Raw genomic sequence first — 16,729 nt, 5'->3', positions numbered from 1 at the left:
TACTCCTTACGCGCTCAGCAACTGCTTCATGTCTTCTTCAACGGTGGTCACGGAACGTAGACCAAATTTCTCGTTGAGTACCGCCAGCAGATCCGGCGTGAAGAAACCAGGCGCCGTCGGGCCAGTTACGATGTTTTTCACACCGAGAGACAGCAGGGTCAGCAGAATGACAATCGCTTTCTGTTCAAACCAGGAGAGCACCAGCGACAGCGGCAGGTCGTTTACGCCACAGCCCAGTTTCTCTGCCAGCGTCACTGCCAGAATGATAGCGGAGTACGCATCGTTACACTGACCGGCATCAACCAGACGCGGCAGGCCTTCGATATCGCCGAACTCCAGCTTGTTGAAGCGATATTTACCGCAGGCCAGGGTCAGGATCAGGCAATCATCCGGTACGCTGGTGGCGAAATCGGTGAAGTAGTTACGTTCGCCGCGCGCGCCGTCACAGCCGCCGACCAGGAAGATATGACGCAGTTTTTCACGGCTCACCAGATCGATCAGAGTGTCCGCCGCGCCCAGCAGGGTCTGACGACCGAAACCGACGGTGATCAGGTGTGGAATTTCGCTGTACGGGAAGCCTGCCATTTGCTGGGCCTGCGCGATAACCGGACCGAAGTCATCGCCTTCCAGGTGGCTCACACCCGGCCAACCGACGATGCTGCGAGTCCAGATACGATCGTCGTAACTGCCAACAGTCGGGTCGATGATGCAGTTAGAGGTCATCACGATAGGGCCAGGGAAGCGGGCGAATTCGACCTGCTGGTTCTGCCAGCCGCTACCGTAGTTACCAATCAGATGTTTGAATTTACGCAGTTCCGGATAACCGTGCGCGGGCAGCATTTCACCGTGGGTGTAGACGTTAACGCCCGTACCTTCGGTTTGTTCCAGCAGGTTATACAGATCTTTCAGGTCATGACCTGAGATCAGGATGCACTTCCCTTCGGTCGCTTTCACGTTAACCTGGGTCGGCGTCGGGTGGCCGTATTTAGTGGTTTCACCGGCATCCAGAATGCTCATCACTTTGAAGTTCATCTGGCCGATTTCCATTGAGCACTCCAGCAGAGCGTTCATATCGGAAGGGCAGGTGCCCAGCCACGCCATGATTTTATGGTACTGCGCGTAGATATCGTTGTCGTACTTCCCGAGAACGTGCGCGTGCTCCATATAGGCCGCCGCCCCTTTCAGGCCGTACAGGCACAACAGACGCAGGCCGAGAATGTTCTCGCCAATCGCGGCTTTGTCTTTGTTCGGGGTAAATTCGGCGGCCTGACGCTGCAGGTCGCCCAGATCGTCGCTAACCAGTTGCAGGTCAGCCATTGGGTTATCGCAGTGCGCATTGGCGTCAACGCTCAGGCATTGGGTTTTTAGCGCTTCACGCATCGCGATAGCGTCGCGTGCATAGCCAACGATACGTGGAGAATCGAAGTTAACGTTGGTCAGCGTGGAGAAGAAAGCACGCGGGGCAAAGTTATCAACGTCATGATTAATGATGCCATATTCACGAGCTTTAGTCGCCCATGCAGACAGACCTTGTAGGGAGGCGATCAGCAGATCCTGCAGATCAGAGGTTTCAGCCGTTTTACCGCACATACCCTGCGCGTAAGAGCAGCCGTTTCCTGCCGGAGTACGGATGGTTTGTTCACATTGCACACAAAACATGGTCACACCTTTAAAGTTATATTTGATATACATGTTTAAGATTATGCCTGTGCGCAGAGGGATAAAAGGGATTTCTGATACAACTTACAGGGAGATTGATTTAGCGCAATTTTGGCGGCAGTGGCCTACCGCCAAAGAGGGCGTTAAGCGGAGAAAAAAGCCATCAAAATGGGCACCAGCAAACTGAGGACAAAGCCGTGAACAATCGCCGCTGGAACCATCTCCAGCCCACCGGTACGCTGTAAAACCGGCAGGGTAAAGTCCATTGACGTGGCGCCACACAGTCCCAGTGCAGTAGAACGACTGCGGCGTACCAGACCCGGGATCAGCATAATCGCGAGCAGTTCGCGCGCCAGATCGTTAAAGAACGCGGCGCTGCCGATCACCGGACCGTAGGATTCGGTCAGCAAAATACCAGAAAGGGAGTACCAGCCAAAACCCGACGCCATCGCCAGCGCGGTTTTCACTGGCAGACCGAGAATCAACGCGTTAATCAGGCCGCCAATCATGGAGCTGGCGACGACCACGACCGCCACAATCATGCCTCGCCGGTTCAGGACAATCTGCTTTAACGTCATCCCGCTATTGCGTAACTGGATGCCGACCAACAACAGCAGCAGGATCAGCGTATATTCGCTTGCTTCTGTGGCGTGTTGCAAAATGGGCAGCGCGCTCAATCCCAGCAAAAAGCCAACCACCACCACGCCGCACAGTTTCAGCGACTCAAGCGCCATCGCGATACGGGAGGGCAGTTTCTCTTGTTGATGATGATGTCGCCAGGGTAATGCGCGTTCCAGCCACAGTAATGCGGCAATATTACACAGCAAAATAACGGTAATGCTAACGGCGGAATAGTGAAATATCGCCAGCAGATTGCTCGCCAGATTATCCAGAAAGGCCAGGCTGATCCCCATAAAAAAGAGAATCAGATAAACCATCCAGCTCAATAGTCGATTGATCAGTTTTAATGCTGCGGTGTGCCGAAGCGGAATGAGATAACCTGCTATCAGCGGAAGCAGAATGATGAGAAGTCCTGAAAACATGAACAGCCGGGTCCTTTGAATTAGCGAGACAGCGCCATGACACTACCCAATTACGCGGGTTCAGTAAAGATGCAAAATAAAAGCCGGACAAGGTCCGGCTGAAGCGCGTTTGACCCGACGGGTATGCGCCGTCGGGCGTTCTGACATTAATTGCGTTTTTCGAGCAGCGTACGGTAAATAAGACCGCCGAGAATCCCGCCAATAATTGGCATCACCCAGAATAACCACAGTTGTTCTAACGCCCAACCGCCCTGGAAGATAGCGACCGCGGTACTCCGCGCCGGGTTCACAGACGTATTGGTCACCGGAATGCTGATCAAGTGGATAAGGGTTAGTGCCAGACCGATAGCGATCGGCGCAAAACCTGCCGGTGCGTGTTTGTCCGTTGCGCCGTGAATCACCAGCAAGAAGCCGGCAGTCAGCACGATTTCGATAATAATCGCGGACAGCATGGAGTAGCCACCCGGAGAGTGCTCGCCATAACCGTTGGAGGCGAAACCGCTGGCGGTTGCATCAAAACCGGCTTTACCGCTGGCAATTAAATACAGGACTGCCGCTGCAATAATACCGCCGACTACCTGGGCAATAATGTAGCCAATAACCTCTTTTGCCGGGAAACGGCCGCCAGCCCATAAGCCTAATGTCACCGCCGGATTAAAATGCCCGCCGGAAATATGGCCAACAGCAAAGGCCATGGTTAATACGGTCAGGCCGAAGGCCAGGGCAACACCCGCAAAACCAATACCTAATTCCGGAAACGCTGCTGCCAGAACGGCGCTGCCGCAGCCACCAAAAACAAGCCAAAATGTACCAAAACATTCGGCTGCTAATTTTCTCAACATATCCACCTCAATGTAAAAAATAACCACAAAAAAATAGTGGTAATCAATATTTATTGTCTGCCTGAATGACGACAAATAAATAGCTCGCTATTTTAAAAACGATCGTCATCCGTTCTCTAGTCAAATAAAACCCGTTAGTTTGATTTAGGGCAATGCGGCGTCATTCCTTCCATAGATTTCTCTTAAGGGAAGTGTAGTGCAAAGTCCTGTGAAAATGGATTGTCAAAAACGGATTTATTTTTTGCATCCTGCAAAACTTGCGTTTCTGTATTACGAATGAAAGAGTAAAGAATAAATCGTTCATCCTTCAGACAGTTAGCCTGCGTAATAATATGCCTGTCACGTCTCGCGCCGGGTTTTGCGGTTATACTGCGAGGAGAGTAAAGGGAAAGTGAAGATTTTCTGGAGGATACATGATTCTCGAACGCGTTGAGATAGTGGGATTTCGCGGTATCAATCGACTGTCGTTGATGCTCGAGCAGAATAACGTCCTGATCGGTGAGAACGCCTGGGGTAAATCAAGTTTACTGGATGCGTTAACACTGCTGCTGTCACCCGAATCTGAGTTGTATCATTTTGACCGCGATGATTTCTGGTTTCCTCCTGGTGATATCAAAGGCCGCGAACATCATCTGCATATCGTACTGACGTTTCGTGAATCTCAGCCTGGGCGCTACCGGGTTCGCCGCTATCGGCCGCTCGAGGCGTGCTGGGCACCGTGTCACGATGGTTTTCAACGCATCTTTTATCGACTTGAAGGCGAATGTGGCGAGGATGGCAGCGTGATGACGCTGCGCAGTTTTCTCGACGGTGACGGGCATCCGCTGGCGGTAGACGATATCAACGAACAGGCGCGGCATCTGGTGCGCCTGATGCCGGTGCTGCGTTTACGCGATGCGCGGTTTATGCGCCGTATTCGTAACGGCACGGTGCCGGAGGTTTCTGATGTCGAAGTCACCGCCCGCCAACTGGATTTTCTCGCCCGCGAACTGGCGATGCGTCCGCAGAATCTCACCGACGGACAGATTCGGCAGGGACTCTCGGCGATGGTGCAACTGCTTGAGCACTATTTTACCGAGCAGGGCACTTCGCAGTCCCGCCACCGCTTAATGCGCCGACGCTCCACCAACGAACAGCGAAGCTGGCGCTATCTCGATATTATCAACCGGATGATCGACAAACCGGGAGGACGTACTCACCGGGTGATTCTGTTGGGGCTGTTCTCCACGCTGTTGCAGGCGAAGGGCACGGTCAGGCTGCATAAAGACGCCAGACCACTGCTGTTGGTAGAAGATCCGGAAACGCGTCTGCATCCCATCATGCTGTCAGTGGCGTGGCAGTTGCTGAATCTGCTACCGCTTCAGCGTATCACCACCACCAACTCGGGCGAGTTGCTCTCGCTGACCCCGGTGGAACATGTCTGCCGTCTGGTGCGTGAATCCTCGCGCGTGGCGGCCTGGCGTCTGGGACCGGGGGGGCTGAGCGCAGAGGATGGTCGACGCATTGCGTTCCACATTCGCTTTAACCGTGCTTCCTCGCTGTTTGCCCGCTGCTGGCTGCTGGTGGAAGGCGAAACAGAAACCTGGGTGATTAACGAACTGGCCCGTCAGTGCGGTCATCACTTTGATGCCGAAGGGATTAAGGTGATCGAATTCGCGCAGTCCGGTCTTAAACCGCTGGTGAAATTTGCCCGGCGGATGGGCATTGAGTGGCACGTGCTGGTGGATGGTGATGAAGCCGGGAAAAAATATGCCGCCACGGTGCGCAGCCTGCTGAATAATGACCGGGAAGAGGAGCGCGAACACCTGACGACGCTGCCAGCGCTGGATATGGAACACTTTATGTACCGGCAGGGGTTTGCCGATGTTTTTCACCGGGTGGCGCAAATCCCGGAAAATGTGCCAATGAATATGCGCAAAATCATTTCGAAGGCGATCCATCGCTCATCGAAGCCCGACTTAGCCATCGAAGTGGCGATGGAAGCCGGGCGGCGAGGTGTGGATGCGGTGCCGACGCTGCTGAGAAAAATGTTCTCCCGGGTGCTGTGGCTGGCGCGCGGCAGAGCGGACTAACCCTGTAAGCACTGCGGAACCTGCGTGACAACGCTGTCGAGCAGCGCATAGCGGCGGCGGTATTCAGCCCGTTTTTTGCTGGCGATATCCGCCTCGCTTTTTCGCGCAATGGTCAGCGGTAGCGAGAAGTAATCTCCTTGCGTTTTTTCACCGCCCAGGGACGCCCAGAAGGCGTCGTAGTCGGCATGCATTTGCGTTTTTTTGTCCATATAGCGCCAACTGCGATAAACATGCACCGCGTTGCTGACCGCCAGAATCTGCTCCGCCCTGGCGATGTGCGCGAACTGACACAGCGCTTCCATTACCACTCTTTTGGGGAACAGGCCGTAACAGGCTTTCGTGGCCTGCTGAATAACCTCATGTGGAACATCATTTGCCGCGCCCTGCAAGCCGCCAATAAACAGGGTGCGTTTTCCGTTTAGCGTGCAGAATGTGAAGGTAATTTCTGCCAGAATACGCATCTGCTCGTCGCGGATCACGACGGTACTTTCACCTTCTTTATCCAGTGAGACCAGGCTGACTAAATCAAGCTGGAATGACGCACCGTCTTTGGCCTCAAATTTTGCCAGATTGAGACCGTTCTGGCTTAAATAACGGGCCAGTTGTTCGCGGCTGAATAACTGACGCAGCAGGTCATAATGACTACAGAGCGCGGTCAGTGCGGTTTCGCGCTTAATATTCACCGCCATATACGGGCGATGCAGACGAATTGGCAACCGGGGTTGTCGGGCCAGCAGCGTATTCAGCTCAGGCCATTGGGTCAGGTTTTCCAGCAACTGACGGGTAGCCCTTGGCATCAGTAACGAGCGAATTAAAAACTTACGGCGAAAGCTGGCCTTCCGCCAGAATTTACCCGGCAGTAATTGACCCCTTGTCAGGCGCATAAATAATTGTAAAGGAGACGCAACGTCTGAAGTGTAAAAGGTATTATCAGTAATCTGTGACATGATCATAATCCGCAATGCGATGATTGTGGAAATTGAAACACGCTGAATCTTAACCAATCATCAATGCCTCGAGCGCTATCCTTTTCGCTTGCGGTTTGTTTAGATACTGTTGAATTTCAGCTGAAAACTTACCATCAGGATCGCTATGGGTATTAAGGGAAATAAAATTAAAAAGCGCTATCTGTTGCTTATTTTCATTCTCATCCTGGGGGCATTTGCCCTTTGGCGGACGCTTAATGCGCCGGTGCCAAATTATCAGACGCTGATTGTGCGGCCGGGAGATTTGCAGCAGAGCGTACTGGCAACCGGCAAACTCGACGCCTTACGTAAAGTTGACGTGGGCGCGCAGGTGAGTGGTCAGCTCAAAACGCTGTCAGTAGCAATTGGCGATAAAGTGAAGAAAGACCAGTTGCTGGGCGTTATCGACCCCGAACAGGCGGAAAACCAGATCAAAGAGGTGGAAGCGACGCTGATGGAGCTTCGCGCTCAACGCCAGCAGGCTGAAGCCGAGTGGAAGCTGGCGCGCGTGACGCTCGCCCGCCAGCAACAACTGGCAAAAACTCAGGCTGTGTCGCAACAGGATCTGGACACCGCCGCGACGGAGATGGCGGTGAAACAGGCGCAAATCGGCACCATTGATGCGCAGATCAAACGCAATCAGGCATCTCTGGATACCGCGAAGACCAACCTCGACTACACCCGCATCGTTGCGCCGATGGCTGGTGAAGTCACGCAGATCACCACCCTACAGGGGCAGACGGTGATTGCCGCGCAGCAGGCGCCGAACATTCTGACACTGGCGGACATGAGTACGATGTTGGTGAAAGCACAGGTTTCTGAAGCTGATGTGATTCACCTTAAACCGGGGCAGAAAGCCTGGTTTACCGTGCTGGGCGATCCGCAGACCCGCTACGAAGGGACGCTGAAAGATGTGCTGCCGACGCCGGAAAAAGTGAATGATGCCATTTTCTATTACGCCCGATTTGAAGTGCCCAACCCCAAAGGTATTCTGCGCCTGGAGATGACCGCACAGGTCCATATTCAGCTAACGGATGTGAAAAACGTTCTGACGATCCCGCTTTCCGCGCTGGGCGATCCGGTCGGGGACAATCGCTACAAGGTGACCTTACTGCGTAACGGTGAAACTCGTGAACGCGAAGTGTCAATTGGCGCGCGCAATGACACCGACGTAGAGATTGTAAAAGGGCTGGAAGCCGGTGATGAAGTGGTGACGGGCGAGGGCAAACCAGGAGTCGCGCAATGACGGCATTGCTTGAACTGAGCAATATTCGCCGCAGTTATCCCTCGGGAGAAGAGCAGGTGGAGGTGCTGAAAGGCATCACGCTACAGATCAATGCCGGGGAGATGGTCGCGATCGTCGGGGCGTCTGGCTCCGGCAAATCCACGCTGATGAACATTCTGGGATGTCTCGATAAACCCACCAGCGGCACCTACCGGGTCGCGGGACGCGATGTCTCAACGCTGGACCGCGATGCGCTGGCGCAACTGCGTCGGGAGCATTTCGGTTTTATTTTCCAGCGCTACCATTTGCTGTCACATCTGACGGCAGCACAAAACGTCGAAGTCCCTGCCGTTTACGCCGGTACGGAAAGGAAACAGCGTCTGGCGCGCGCGCAGGAGCTGCTCCAGCGGCTTGGTCTGGGCGATCGCGTTGATTATCAACCCTCGCAGCTTTCCGGCGGTCAGCAGCAGCGCGTGAGTATTGCCCGAGCGCTGATGAACGGCGGACAAGTGATCCTCGCCGATGAACCCACCGGTGCGCTCGACAGCCGTTCCGGTGAAGAGGTGATGGCAATTCTGCACCAGCTGCGCGATCGCGGGCATACGGTCATTATCGTCACCCACGATCCCCAGGTTGCCGCCCAGGCTGAGCGGGTGATTGAGATCCATGACGGCGAAATTGTGCGCAATCCGCCCGCAAAGCACACCGCGCAGGGGCAGGGCATTCAGGAACCGACGGTGAAAACGGCGTCCGGCTGGAGCCAGTTTGTCAGCGGGTTTCGCGAGGCACTGACAATGGCGTGGCTGGCGATGGCGGCCAACAAAATGCGCACGCTGCTGACGATGCTCGGGATCATCATCGGTATCGCGTCGGTGGTGTCGATTGTGGTGGTCGGCGACGCAGCGAAACAGCTGGTGCTGGCAGACATCCGCGCCATCGGGACCAACACCATTGATATCTACCCCGGCAAAGATTTTGGCGATGACGATCCACAGTATCAGCAGGCGCTGAAATACGACGATCTTGCGGCGATCCAAAAACAACCCTGGGTGACTTCTGCGACGCCCGCGGTGTCGCAGAACCTGCGCTTACGCTATGGCAATATCGACGTCGCCGCCAGCGCGAACGGGGTCAGCGGCGACTATTTTAACGTTTATGGCATGACGTTCAGCGAAGGGACAACGTTCAACCGCGAACAGCTTAACGGCCGTGCGCAGGTGGTGGTGCTCGACAGCAACACCCGACGTCAGTTGTTCCCGCATAAGGCGAACGTGGTGGGCGAGGTGATCCTCGTGGGCAACATGCCTGCGACGGTCATTGGCGTGGCGGAAGAGAAGCAGTCGATGTTTGGCAGCAGCAAAATCCTGCGCGTCTGGTTGCCTTACAGCACGATGTCCGGGCGCATCATGGGGCAGTCGTGGCTGAACTCGATCACCGTACGAGTGAAGGAAGGCTTCGACAGCGCACAGGCCGAACAGCAACTCACCCGACTGCTGACGCTGCGTCATGGCAAAAAGGATTTCTTCACCTGGAATATGGACGGTGTCTTGAAAACCGCCGAAAAGACCACACGTACTCTTCAATTATTCCTGACGCTGGTGGCGGTGATTTCGCTGGTGGTTGGCGGGATCGGCGTGATGAATATTATGCTGGTGTCGGTCACAGAGCGTACGCGGGAGATCGGCATCCGGATGGCGGTTGGCGCGCGCGCCAGTGATGTGCTGCAGCAGTTTCTGATTGAAGCGGTGCTGGTTTGTCTGGTGGGTGGCGCGCTGGGTATCAGCCTGTCGATGCTGATTGCCTTCACGCTGCAACTGTTTCTGCCCGGTTGGGAGATTGGTTTCTCGCCGGTCGCGCTGCTGACGGCATTTTTGTGCTCTACCTTTACTGGCGTCCTGTTTGGCTGGTTACCGGCGCGCAACGCGGCGCGACTGGATCCGGTCGATGCGTTAGCGCGAGAGTAACGTCCCGGGAAATAAAAATGCCAGCCGATCGGGCTGGCATTTTACCTGCGGGATGTACACAATGAGACAGAAGAGCTATGCAACAGCTTCTGCTTCGATAGGCACGATGACACTGGCGTGATTGCCTTTTGGCCCCTGGTGAACATCAAACTGGACAGACTGTCCGGCTTTTAGCGTTCTGTAACCATCCATCTGAATGGTGGAATAGTGAGCGAAAATATCTTCGCCGCCGCCTTCAGGGCAGATGAAGCCAAACCCTTTGGCATTGTTGAACCACTTAACAGTACCCGTTTCCATGCTTCGACATCCTTCGTAAATCTTATATAAGTAAGATGGAATGAACCGGTGGTGGAGTGGGGGTTGTTCAAAACCTCGCCAACTCTCGAAATTACAATTTAGAGAAATCAGGCGGGGCGTCAAGCGTCAGACGGGGGTCGGTGGGTAAAAATGAATCAAAAATTTGAAGCAGTTAACGCTATTGGCGGGAATGTGACAGATGTCGCGGATGCCAGTGATAGATGATAGTTATCTATTAATTGAGGTAGATTGATTGTGCACATCCGCTCTTGTCAGCGGCAGACTGTTCTGCCGGTAACCGTAACTGAAGATGACGACTGACAATGGGTAAGACGAACGACTGGCTGGATTTCGACCAGCTGGCGGCTGATAAAGTGCGTGACGCGCTAAAACCGCCATCTATGTATAAAGTGATATTAGTCAATGATGATTACACTCCGATGGAGTTTGTTATTGACGTGTTACAAAAATTCTTTTCTTATGATGTAGAACGTGCAACGCAACTGATGCTTGCGGTTCACTATCACGGTAAAGCCATCTGCGGCGTTTTCACCGCAGAGGTCGCGGAGACCAAAGTGGCGATGGTGAACACGTATGCGAGGGAGAACGAGCACCCGTTGCTGTGTACGCTGGAAAAAGCCTGAATGCAGGCATAAAAATTGGGGGGAGGTGCCTATGCTCAATCAAGAACTGGAACTCAGTTTAAATATGGCTTTCGCCAGAGCGCGCGAGCACCGTCATGAGTTTATGACCGTCGAGCACTTGTTACTGGCGCTGCTCAGTAACCCATCGGCCCGCGAAGCGCTGGAAGCGTGTTCCGTGGACCTCGTGGCGCTCCGTCAGGAACTCGAAGCCTTCATTGAACAAACCACACCCGTATTGCCTGCCAGCGAAGAAGAACGCGACACGCAGCCGACGCTGAGCTTTCAGCGCGTACTGCAACGTGCGGTCTTCCACGTTCAGTCCTCCGGGCGCAGTGAAGTGACTGGCGCGAACGTGCTGGTCGCCATCTTTAGCGAACAGGAATCTCAGGCCGCTTACCTGCTGCGTAAACATGAGGTCAGCCGTCTTGATGTGGTCAACTTTATTTCTCACGGTACGCGCAAAGATGAGCCGAGTCAGTCGTCTGATCCTGGCAGTCAGCCCAATACCGACGAGCAAGCTGGCGGGGAGGAACGTATGGAGAACTTCACGACTAACCTTAACCAGCTTGCCCGGGTTGGCGGTATTGACCCGCTGATCGGCCGTGACAAAGAACTGGAGCGCGCCATTCAGGTACTGTGTCGTCGGCGTAAAAATAACCCATTGTTGGTGGGGGAATCTGGCGTCGGGAAGACGGCGATAGCCGAAGGCCTGGCCTGGCGTATCGTGCAGGGCGACGTGCCGGAAGTGATGGCCGATTGCACCATCTACTCGCTGGATATCGGTTCGCTGCTGGCGGGTACCAAGTACCGCGGTGACTTTGAAAAACGCTTTAAAGCGCTGCTGAAACAGCTGGAGCAGGATAGCAACAGCATTCTGTTTATCGACGAGATCCACACCATCATCGGGGCCGGGGCGGCGTCGGGTGGTCAGGTAGATGCAGCAAACCTGATTAAACCGCTGCTTTCCGGCGGTAAGATCCGTGTGATCGGCTCCACGACCTATCAGGAGTTCAGCAACATTTTTGAGAAAGACCGTGCGTTAGCCCGTCGTTTCCAGAAAATTGATATTACTGAACCGTCGGTAGAAGAGACCGTACAGATCATCAACGGCCTGAAACCGAAGTATGAAGCGCACCATGACGTCCGTTACACCGCGAAAGCGGTACGTGCAGCGGTTGAACTGGCGGTGAAATACATCAACGACCGTCATCTGCCGGATAAAGCGATTGACGTCATTGATGAAGCGGGGGCGCGTGCGCGCCTGATGCCGGTCAGCAAGCGTAAGAAAACCGTCAACGTGGCCGATATCGAGTCCGTCGTGGCGCGTATTGCGCGTATCCCGGAGAAGAGCGTGTCGCAAAGCGATCGTGATACGCTGAAAAACCTTGGCGACCGTCTGAAAATGCTGGTCTTTGGGCAGGATAAAGCCATTGAGGCGCTGACCGAAGCCATCAAGATGAGCCGTGCAGGTCTGGGACATGAGCATAAGCCCGTCGGTTCCTTCTTGTTTGCCGGTCCGACCGGTGTCGGGAAAACCGAGGTAACAGTGCAGCTTTCCAAAGCGCTGGGAATTGAACTGCTGCGTTTTGACATGTCCGAGTATATGGAACGTCATACGGTCAGCCGCCTGATTGGCGCGCCTCCGGGATACGTTGGTTTCGATCAGGGCGGTTTGCTGACGGATGCGGTCATCAAGCATCCCCATGCGGTACTGCTGCTCGATGAAATTGAAAAAGCGCACCCGGATGTCTTTAACCTGCTGCTGCAGGTGATGGACAACGGCACGCTGACGGATAACAACGGGCGTAAAGCCGATTTCCGCAACGTGGTGCTGGTGATGACGACTAACGCCGGTGTCCGTGAAACGGAGCGTAAATCGATTGGCCTGATTCATCAGGACAACAGCACTGACGCGATGAGCGAAATCAAGAAAGTGTTCACGCCGGAGTTCCGTAACCGTCTCGACAATATTATCTGGTTCGAGCACCTGTCTACTGAGGTGATCCACCAGGTTGTCGATAAGTTCATCGTCGAGCTGCAGGTTCAACTGGATCAGAAAGGTGTCTCCCTGGAAGTCAGCCAGGAAGCGCGTAACTGGCTGGCTGAGAAAGGCTACGATCGGGCAATGGGCGCACGTCCAATGGCGCGCGTGATTCAGGATAACCTGAAAAAACCATTGGCGAACGAGCTGCTGTTTGGTTCTCTGGTGGATGGCGGGCAGGTGACCGTGGCACTGGATAAAGAGAAAAATGAGCTGACCTATGGTTTCCAGAGTGCCCAGAAGCACAAACCGGAAGCCGCGCATTAATCTCACCTCTCTATAACTGGTTGATAAACCGGGCCGTGTGCCCGGTTTTTTTATGCGAAAAAAAGCCCGTACTTGCGTACGCGCTCATTCTCGAATATGGCGGTGAGGGGGGGGGATTGACTCGCTTCGCTCGCCCGTTGTCGACCCCCGGTCGGGGATTCTCATCCCCCCCATTGAGGAATATAAAAGAAAAGAGCCGATACATAAGTACCGGCTCTTTTCTGAAAGATGGCGGTGAGGGGGGGATTCGAACCCCCGATACGTTGCCGTATACACACTTTCCAGGCGTGCTCCTTCAGCCACTCGGACACCTCACCATATTGTATTGCTGCCTGACCACTTGGGGGCAACGGGGCGCTACTATAGGGAGTTGCGCTAAAACGGTCAAGCAGTATTTACGCTTTGCTTCTCGTTTGGTTACGCATTGTACATCTTCCCCAACGTAAGCCGTCGGGGAAGCGATTTGGCGTTGTGAATCCACTTTTCGCGGCTCTTCACGACCTTCTCACGCTCAGAGTTGACCAAAGTGGCCCGCGTTAAAATCGCGAACGGCTTCTGCGATTTCTTGTCTGGTATTCATGACAAACGGACCGTAGCCGACGATCGGTTCATTCAGCGGCTCTCCCGACAGTAACAACACGCTGGCATCGTGGGTGGCTTCCAGATGCAGTGCGTCCCCTTGCTGGCTTAATACCACCAGTTGCGCCTCGCTTGCTGTTGTCGATCCATTTACCGCGATTGAGCCTTTCAGGACGACCAGCGCGGTACTCCACCCTTCAGGCTGTGAAAGCGTCACCGGGCGCGCCTGTTGTAACCGCATATCCCAGACGTTCAGCGGCGAGAACGTGTGTGCCGGACCGGTCGTTTGCTGATACTGACCGGCAATAATTCGCGCTGTCCCGGCATTGTCCGGCAGCTCAACGGTCGGGATGAAATCCTGGGTGATGCTCTGATAACCCGGAGCAGTCATTTTGTTTTTTGCTGGCAGGTTCACCCACAGTTGCACCATCTCCAGTTCTCCTCCCTTGTGGGAGAAGGCTTCAGAATGAAATTCTTCATGCAGAATACCTGCACCAGCGGTCATCCATTGTACGTCGCCGGGGCCGATAATGCCGCCGCGACCGGTGGAGTCGCGATGCTCAACTTCACCGCGGTACACAATTGTCACCGTTTCAAAACCACGGTGGGGATGTTCACCCACGCCGCGCTTTTCCGTTCCCGGCGCGAAGGTATGGGGACCAGCATAGTCAAGCAGCAAAAATGGGCTCAACTGTTCTGCGTGGGACTGGTACGAAAACAGTGAACGAACCGGAAATCCATCGCCAACCCAGTGCGGACGAGGTGCGGTATAGACGCCTGTAACCTGTTTCATCATTCTCTCCTCAATGGCTTGTTACGTTATGAATAAGCTTATATTCATGACAGCGAGGTGAGTAGTGGCTAAAATGGACCTCATCGTTCTGAAAATGGAACAATAAATGGTAAAGCCAGATCTCAATGATTTTGCGTGGTTTGTTCATGTCGTGGAGCAGGGCGGGTTTGCTGCTGCAGGTCGTGCACTCGATGAACCGAAATCAAAGCTCAGCCGGCGCATTGCGCAACTGGAAGAGCAACTGGGGGTGCGACTCATCCAGCGGACGACACGGCAGTTTAACGTCACGGAAATGGGACATACGTTCTATGAACACTGTAAAGCCATGCTGGTAGAAGCACAGGCAGCGCAGGATGCGATTGCCGCATTGCAGGTTGAGCCTCGGGGCGTGGTGAAGCTAACGTGTCCGGTGACGCTGCTTCATGTCCACGTGGGGCCAATGCTGGCGAAATTTATGGCGCGCTATCCCGACATAACGTTGCAACTCGAAGCCACGAACCGTCGCGTTGATGTGGTAGGGGAAGGCGTTGATATTGCGATCAGAGTGCGTCCGCGCCCGATTGAGGACAGCGATCTGGTGATGCGGGTGCTTGCCGACCGCGCCCATCGGTTGTTTGCCAGCCCGGCGCTGATCGCACGCATGGGGACCCCTACGGCGCCATCGGAATTAAGCCGTTGGCCCGGACTGAGTCTCTCGGCAGGCAAACATATTCATCGCTGGGAACTGTATGGTCCACAAGGGGCCAGAGCAGAAGTGCACTTTACCCCGCGATTTATCACGACCGACATGCTGGCATTGCGCGAGGCGGCCATCGCCGGCGTCGGTGCCGTGCAACTTCCCATCTTAATGGCGAAAGAACAGCTTGCGGCGGGGGAACTGGTTGCGTTACTGGAAGGTTGGGAACCACGAAGAGAGGTCATTCACGCGGTTTTCCCTTCACGCAGGGGATTGCTGCCATCAGTCAGAGCGCTGGTGGATTTTCTGACGGATGAGTATGCGCGAATGGCGGAGGAGTAAGGGATTTTCATGCAACAAAAAAGGCCGGCTTAACCGACCTTTTATCATCTGGACGCCATTCGGGCGTGAAAACAATCAGCGACTACGGAAGACAATGCGGCCTTTGCTCAGGTCGTACGGGGTCAGCTCAACAGTCACTTTGTCGCCCGTCAGGATGCGGATGTAGTTTTTACGCATTTTACCGGAGATGTGTGCAGTAACCACGTGACCGTTTTCTAACTCTACGCGGAACATGGTATTAGGTAACGTTTCGAGAACGGTACCCTGCATTTCAATATTGTCTTCTTTGGCCATCTAATCCTCTGGGGTATCACTACCGTAATTTGAACCGGCAAGATAATGCCGAAGTTCTTTTAATAAGTAAAGATTTGCACGTTTAAAACGCAGCAAACAAAATTTGGCGCATTACTCCAATTCGCTTCAAAAACACACGACAAAGCCGCACGTGAAGCGCAACGTATAAGGGAGCGATGAGATAAACGATGGCGTTACCTGACGCGAACGGATCCTTAACGGCAGCGGGGTAATGGGCTAAACCAACTCTGCGACCGCAATTATAACACCCTGATAAAAAATGTGCCGAAAACATTCACCCCTGGGGCAAAAATAACGTGCGAGGGACCCAAAAATCGCGAGGTAAACGTTGCTGGCGTAATGCATCGAGGTGTTCCAGATACACCCGACGCGGAATTTCAACCGCCCCTAGCGATTCGGTATGACTATTGAGCACCTGACAATCCATTAATTTACCGCCTTGCCGAACAAATTCTGCGCAAAAAACCAGCAGTGCGGTTTTTGACGCATTCTCTTGTCGGCTGAACATCGATTCGCCGCAAAACAGCGCCCCCTGGGAAACGCCATACATCCCGCCAACCAGCGTATTTTCACGCCAGACCTCAATGGAATGCGCATGTCCCAGTTCGTGCAGTCGATGATAGGCCTCCACCACGCCCTGGGTGATCCATGTCCCTTCATCGCGATCGTTGGCGCACCCTTCGATGACCTGGCCAAACGCATAATTCAGTGTGACGCGATACGGAGAACGCTTATGAAAGCGCTTCATGCTGCGGCTGACATGAAACGCGTCAGGCCACAGAATGGCGCGGGGATCCGGTGACCACCAAAGAATAGGGTCGCCAGGCGAAAACCACGGAAAAATACCGCGTTGATAGGCCATCAGCAGGCGCGCAGGGCTGAGATCGCCTCCAAGCGCCAGCAGGCCGTTTGGCTCGCGTAAAGCGCCCTCCGGCGAAGGGAAGGCGATAGAGTGTCGGGAAAGCTGAACCAGGCGCATGACAGCAGAACTCCAGTACGCGAGTC

At 54.3% G+C, this 16,729-nt stretch carries 15 protein-coding genes, 1 tRNA gene and 1 pseudogene; 7 read left to right on the top strand and 10 right to left on the bottom strand.

The window, feature by feature from the left end; translation table 11 throughout:
* Nucleotides 1–6: 6 nt before the first annotated feature.
* The 3 genes from hcp to aqpZ all read right to left on the bottom strand — a co-directional run bounded on the left by hcp (nt 7) and on the right by aqpZ (nt 3,544).
* Complete coding sequence (gene hcp, locus JTI98_RS18345; RefSeq protein WP_216082266.1) at nt 7–1,659, bottom strand: hydroxylamine reductase; 1,653 nt, start codon at nt 1,657–1,659, stop codon at nt 7–9.
* Between the two features lie 143 nt (nt 1,660–1,802).
* Complete coding sequence (locus JTI98_RS18340) at nt 1,803–2,702, bottom strand: lysine exporter LysO family protein (RefSeq protein ID WP_043001217.1); 900 nt, start codon at nt 2,700–2,702, stop codon at nt 1,803–1,805.
* Nucleotides 2,703–2,848: 146 nt separating this feature from the next.
* Nucleotides 2,849–3,544: an aquaporin Z gene (gene aqpZ / locus JTI98_RS18335; protein ID WP_099433467.1), complete on the bottom strand. Its 696-nt coding sequence runs from the start codon at nt 3,542–3,544 to the stop codon at nt 2,849–2,851.
* A 413-nt stretch (nt 3,545–3,957) separates the two neighbouring features.
* On the opposite strand from aqpZ, the gene JTI98_RS18330 reads away from it, so the two are divergent.
* Nucleotides 3,958–5,616: an ATP-dependent endonuclease gene (locus tag JTI98_RS18330; RefSeq protein ID WP_044327091.1), complete on the top strand. Its 1,659-nt coding sequence runs from the start codon at nt 3,958–3,960 to the stop codon at nt 5,614–5,616.
* Here the strand turns inward: JTI98_RS18330 and JTI98_RS18325 are convergent.
* Nucleotides 5,613–6,563 carry a VirK/YbjX family protein gene (locus tag JTI98_RS18325; protein WP_043001215.1) on the bottom strand — a complete coding sequence of 317 codons (951 nt, stop codon included), beginning with the start codon at nt 6,561–6,563 and terminating at the stop codon, nt 5,613–5,615. The genes JTI98_RS18330 and JTI98_RS18325 overlap by 4 nt on opposite strands.
* A 145-nt stretch (nt 6,564–6,708) precedes the next feature.
* Between JTI98_RS18325 and macA the strand changes: the two genes are divergently transcribed.
* Both macA and macB read left to right on the top strand, forming a co-directional pair.
* Nucleotides 6,709–7,827 (top strand): macrolide transporter subunit MacA, encoded by a 1,119-nt coding sequence (macA, locus tag JTI98_RS18320; protein WP_043001214.1) that lies wholly within the window; start codon nt 6,709–6,711, stop codon nt 7,825–7,827.
* The gene (gene macB / locus JTI98_RS18315; RefSeq protein ID WP_216081635.1) at nt 7,824–9,770 is read left to right on the top strand and encodes a macrolide ABC transporter ATP-binding protein/permease MacB; all 1,947 of its coding nucleotides are present in this window, start codon (nt 7,824–7,826) and stop codon (nt 9,768–9,770) included. The genes macA and macB overlap by 4 nt, the downstream gene beginning before the upstream one ends.
* A gap of 75 nt (nt 9,771–9,845) precedes the next feature.
* Here the strand turns inward: macB and cspD are convergent, their stop codons facing one another.
* Nucleotides 9,846–10,067 carry a cold shock-like protein CspD gene (gene cspD / locus JTI98_RS18310; protein ID WP_042284847.1) on the bottom strand — a complete coding sequence of 74 codons (222 nt, stop codon included), beginning with the start codon at nt 10,065–10,067 and terminating at the stop codon, nt 9,846–9,848.
* A gap of 150 nt (nt 10,068–10,217) precedes the next feature.
* Here cspD and JTI98_RS18305 point away from each other — a divergent pair, with 150 nt between their 5' ends.
* From JTI98_RS18305 to clpA, 3 genes are all read left to right on the top strand, one after another.
* Nucleotides 10,218–10,292: a hypothetical protein gene (locus JTI98_RS18305; RefSeq protein ID WP_212807582.1), complete on the top strand. Its 75-nt coding sequence runs from the start codon at nt 10,218–10,220 to the stop codon at nt 10,290–10,292.
* Between the two features lie 98 nt (nt 10,293–10,390).
* A complete protein-coding gene (gene clpS / locus JTI98_RS18300; protein WP_042320277.1) occupies nt 10,391–10,711 on the top strand; it encodes an ATP-dependent Clp protease adapter ClpS in 321 nt (106 codons plus the stop codon).
* 31 nt (nt 10,712–10,742) lie between these two features.
* Nucleotides 10,743–13,019 carry an ATP-dependent Clp protease ATP-binding subunit ClpA gene (gene clpA / locus JTI98_RS18295; RefSeq protein WP_043001212.1) on the top strand — a complete coding sequence of 759 codons (2,277 nt, stop codon included), beginning with the start codon at nt 10,743–10,745 and terminating at the stop codon, nt 13,017–13,019.
* A 229-nt stretch (nt 13,020–13,248) separates the two neighbouring features.
* On the opposite strand, the gene JTI98_RS18290 is transcribed toward clpA, so the two are convergent.
* Nucleotides 13,249–13,336 (bottom strand) — tRNA-Ser (locus JTI98_RS18290).
* A gap of 194 nt (nt 13,337–13,530) precedes the next feature.
* A complete protein-coding gene (locus JTI98_RS18285; protein WP_216082265.1) occupies nt 13,531–14,391 on the bottom strand; it encodes a pirin family protein in 861 nt (286 codons plus the stop codon).
* Nucleotides 14,392–14,497: 106 nt separating this feature from the next.
* Here JTI98_RS18285 and JTI98_RS18280 point away from each other — a divergent pair, with 106 nt between their 5' ends.
* The gene (locus JTI98_RS18280) at nt 14,498–15,409 is read left to right on the top strand and encodes a LysR family transcriptional regulator (protein ID WP_216081634.1); all 912 of its coding nucleotides are present in this window, start codon (nt 14,498–14,500) and stop codon (nt 15,407–15,409) included.
* A gap of 75 nt (nt 15,410–15,484) precedes the next feature.
* Here JTI98_RS18280 and infA read toward each other — a convergent pair whose 3' ends face one another.
* From infA to aat, 3 genes and pseudogenes are all read right to left on the bottom strand, one after another.
* Nucleotides 15,485–15,703, bottom strand: coding sequence for a translation initiation factor IF-1 (infA, locus tag JTI98_RS18275; RefSeq protein ID WP_001040187.1), 219 nt, complete (start codon nt 15,701–15,703; stop codon nt 15,485–15,487).
* Nucleotides 15,631–15,807, bottom strand: a pseudogene (locus tag JTI98_RS21480) (hypothetical protein); the annotation flags it as partial. The gene infA and the pseudogene JTI98_RS21480, both read right to left, overlap by 73 nt.
* A gap of 191 nt (nt 15,808–15,998) precedes the next feature.
* Nucleotides 15,999–16,703 (bottom strand): leucyl/phenylalanyl-tRNA--protein transferase, encoded by a 705-nt coding sequence (aat, locus tag JTI98_RS18270; protein WP_044256350.1) that lies wholly within the window; start codon nt 16,701–16,703, stop codon nt 15,999–16,001.
* Nucleotides 16,704–16,729: the final 26 nt, after the last annotated feature.

Origin of the sequence: Citrobacter sp. MGH 55, assembly GCF_016906145.1 — a bacterium.
Taxonomy (GTDB): Bacteria; Pseudomonadota; Gammaproteobacteria; order Enterobacterales; family Enterobacteriaceae; genus Citrobacter_A; species Citrobacter_A amalonaticus.
This window is presented reverse-complemented; position numbering and strand designations above follow the sequence as displayed.

Bases quoted from the DNA above. Each gene is read 5' to 3' on its own strand.
- JTI98_RS18340 (WP_043001217.1), bottom strand. From the start codon at position 2,702: ATGTTTTCAGGACTTCTCATCATTCTGCTTCCGCTGATAGCAGGTTAT.
- infA (WP_001040187.1), bottom strand. From the start codon at position 15,703: ATGGCCAAAGAAGACAATATTGAAATGCAGGGTACCGTTCTCGAAACG.
- JTI98_RS18325 (WP_043001215.1), bottom strand. From the start codon at position 6,563: ATGTCACAGATTACTGATAATACCTTTTACACTTCAGACGTTGCGTCT.
- JTI98_RS18285 (WP_216082265.1), bottom strand. From the start codon at position 14,391: ATGAAACAGGTTACAGGCGTCTATACCGCACCTCGTCCGCACTGGGTT.
- aat (WP_044256350.1), bottom strand. From the start codon at position 16,703: ATGCGCCTGGTTCAGCTTTCCCGACACTCTATCGCCTTCCCTTCGCCG.
- macB (WP_216081635.1), top strand. From the start codon at position 7,824: ATGACGGCATTGCTTGAACTGAGCAATATTCGCCGCAGTTATCCCTCG.
- clpS (WP_042320277.1), top strand. From the start codon at position 10,391: ATGGGTAAGACGAACGACTGGCTGGATTTCGACCAGCTGGCGGCTGAT.
- cspD (WP_042284847.1), bottom strand. From the start codon at position 10,067: ATGGAAACGGGTACTGTTAAGTGGTTCAACAATGCCAAAGGGTTTGGC.
- JTI98_RS18330 (WP_044327091.1), top strand. From the start codon at position 3,958: ATGATTCTCGAACGCGTTGAGATAGTGGGATTTCGCGGTATCAATCGA.
- JTI98_RS18280 (WP_216081634.1), top strand. From the start codon at position 14,498: ATGGTAAAGCCAGATCTCAATGATTTTGCGTGGTTTGTTCATGTCGTG.
- hcp (WP_216082266.1), bottom strand. From the start codon at position 1,659: ATGTTTTGTGTGCAATGTGAACAAACCATCCGTACTCCGGCAGGAAAC.
- clpA (WP_043001212.1), top strand. From the start codon at position 10,743: ATGCTCAATCAAGAACTGGAACTCAGTTTAAATATGGCTTTCGCCAGA.
- aqpZ (WP_099433467.1), bottom strand. From the start codon at position 3,544: ATGTTGAGAAAATTAGCAGCCGAATGTTTTGGTACATTTTGGCTTGTT.
- macA (WP_043001214.1), top strand. From the start codon at position 6,709: ATGGGTATTAAGGGAAATAAAATTAAAAAGCGCTATCTGTTGCTTATT.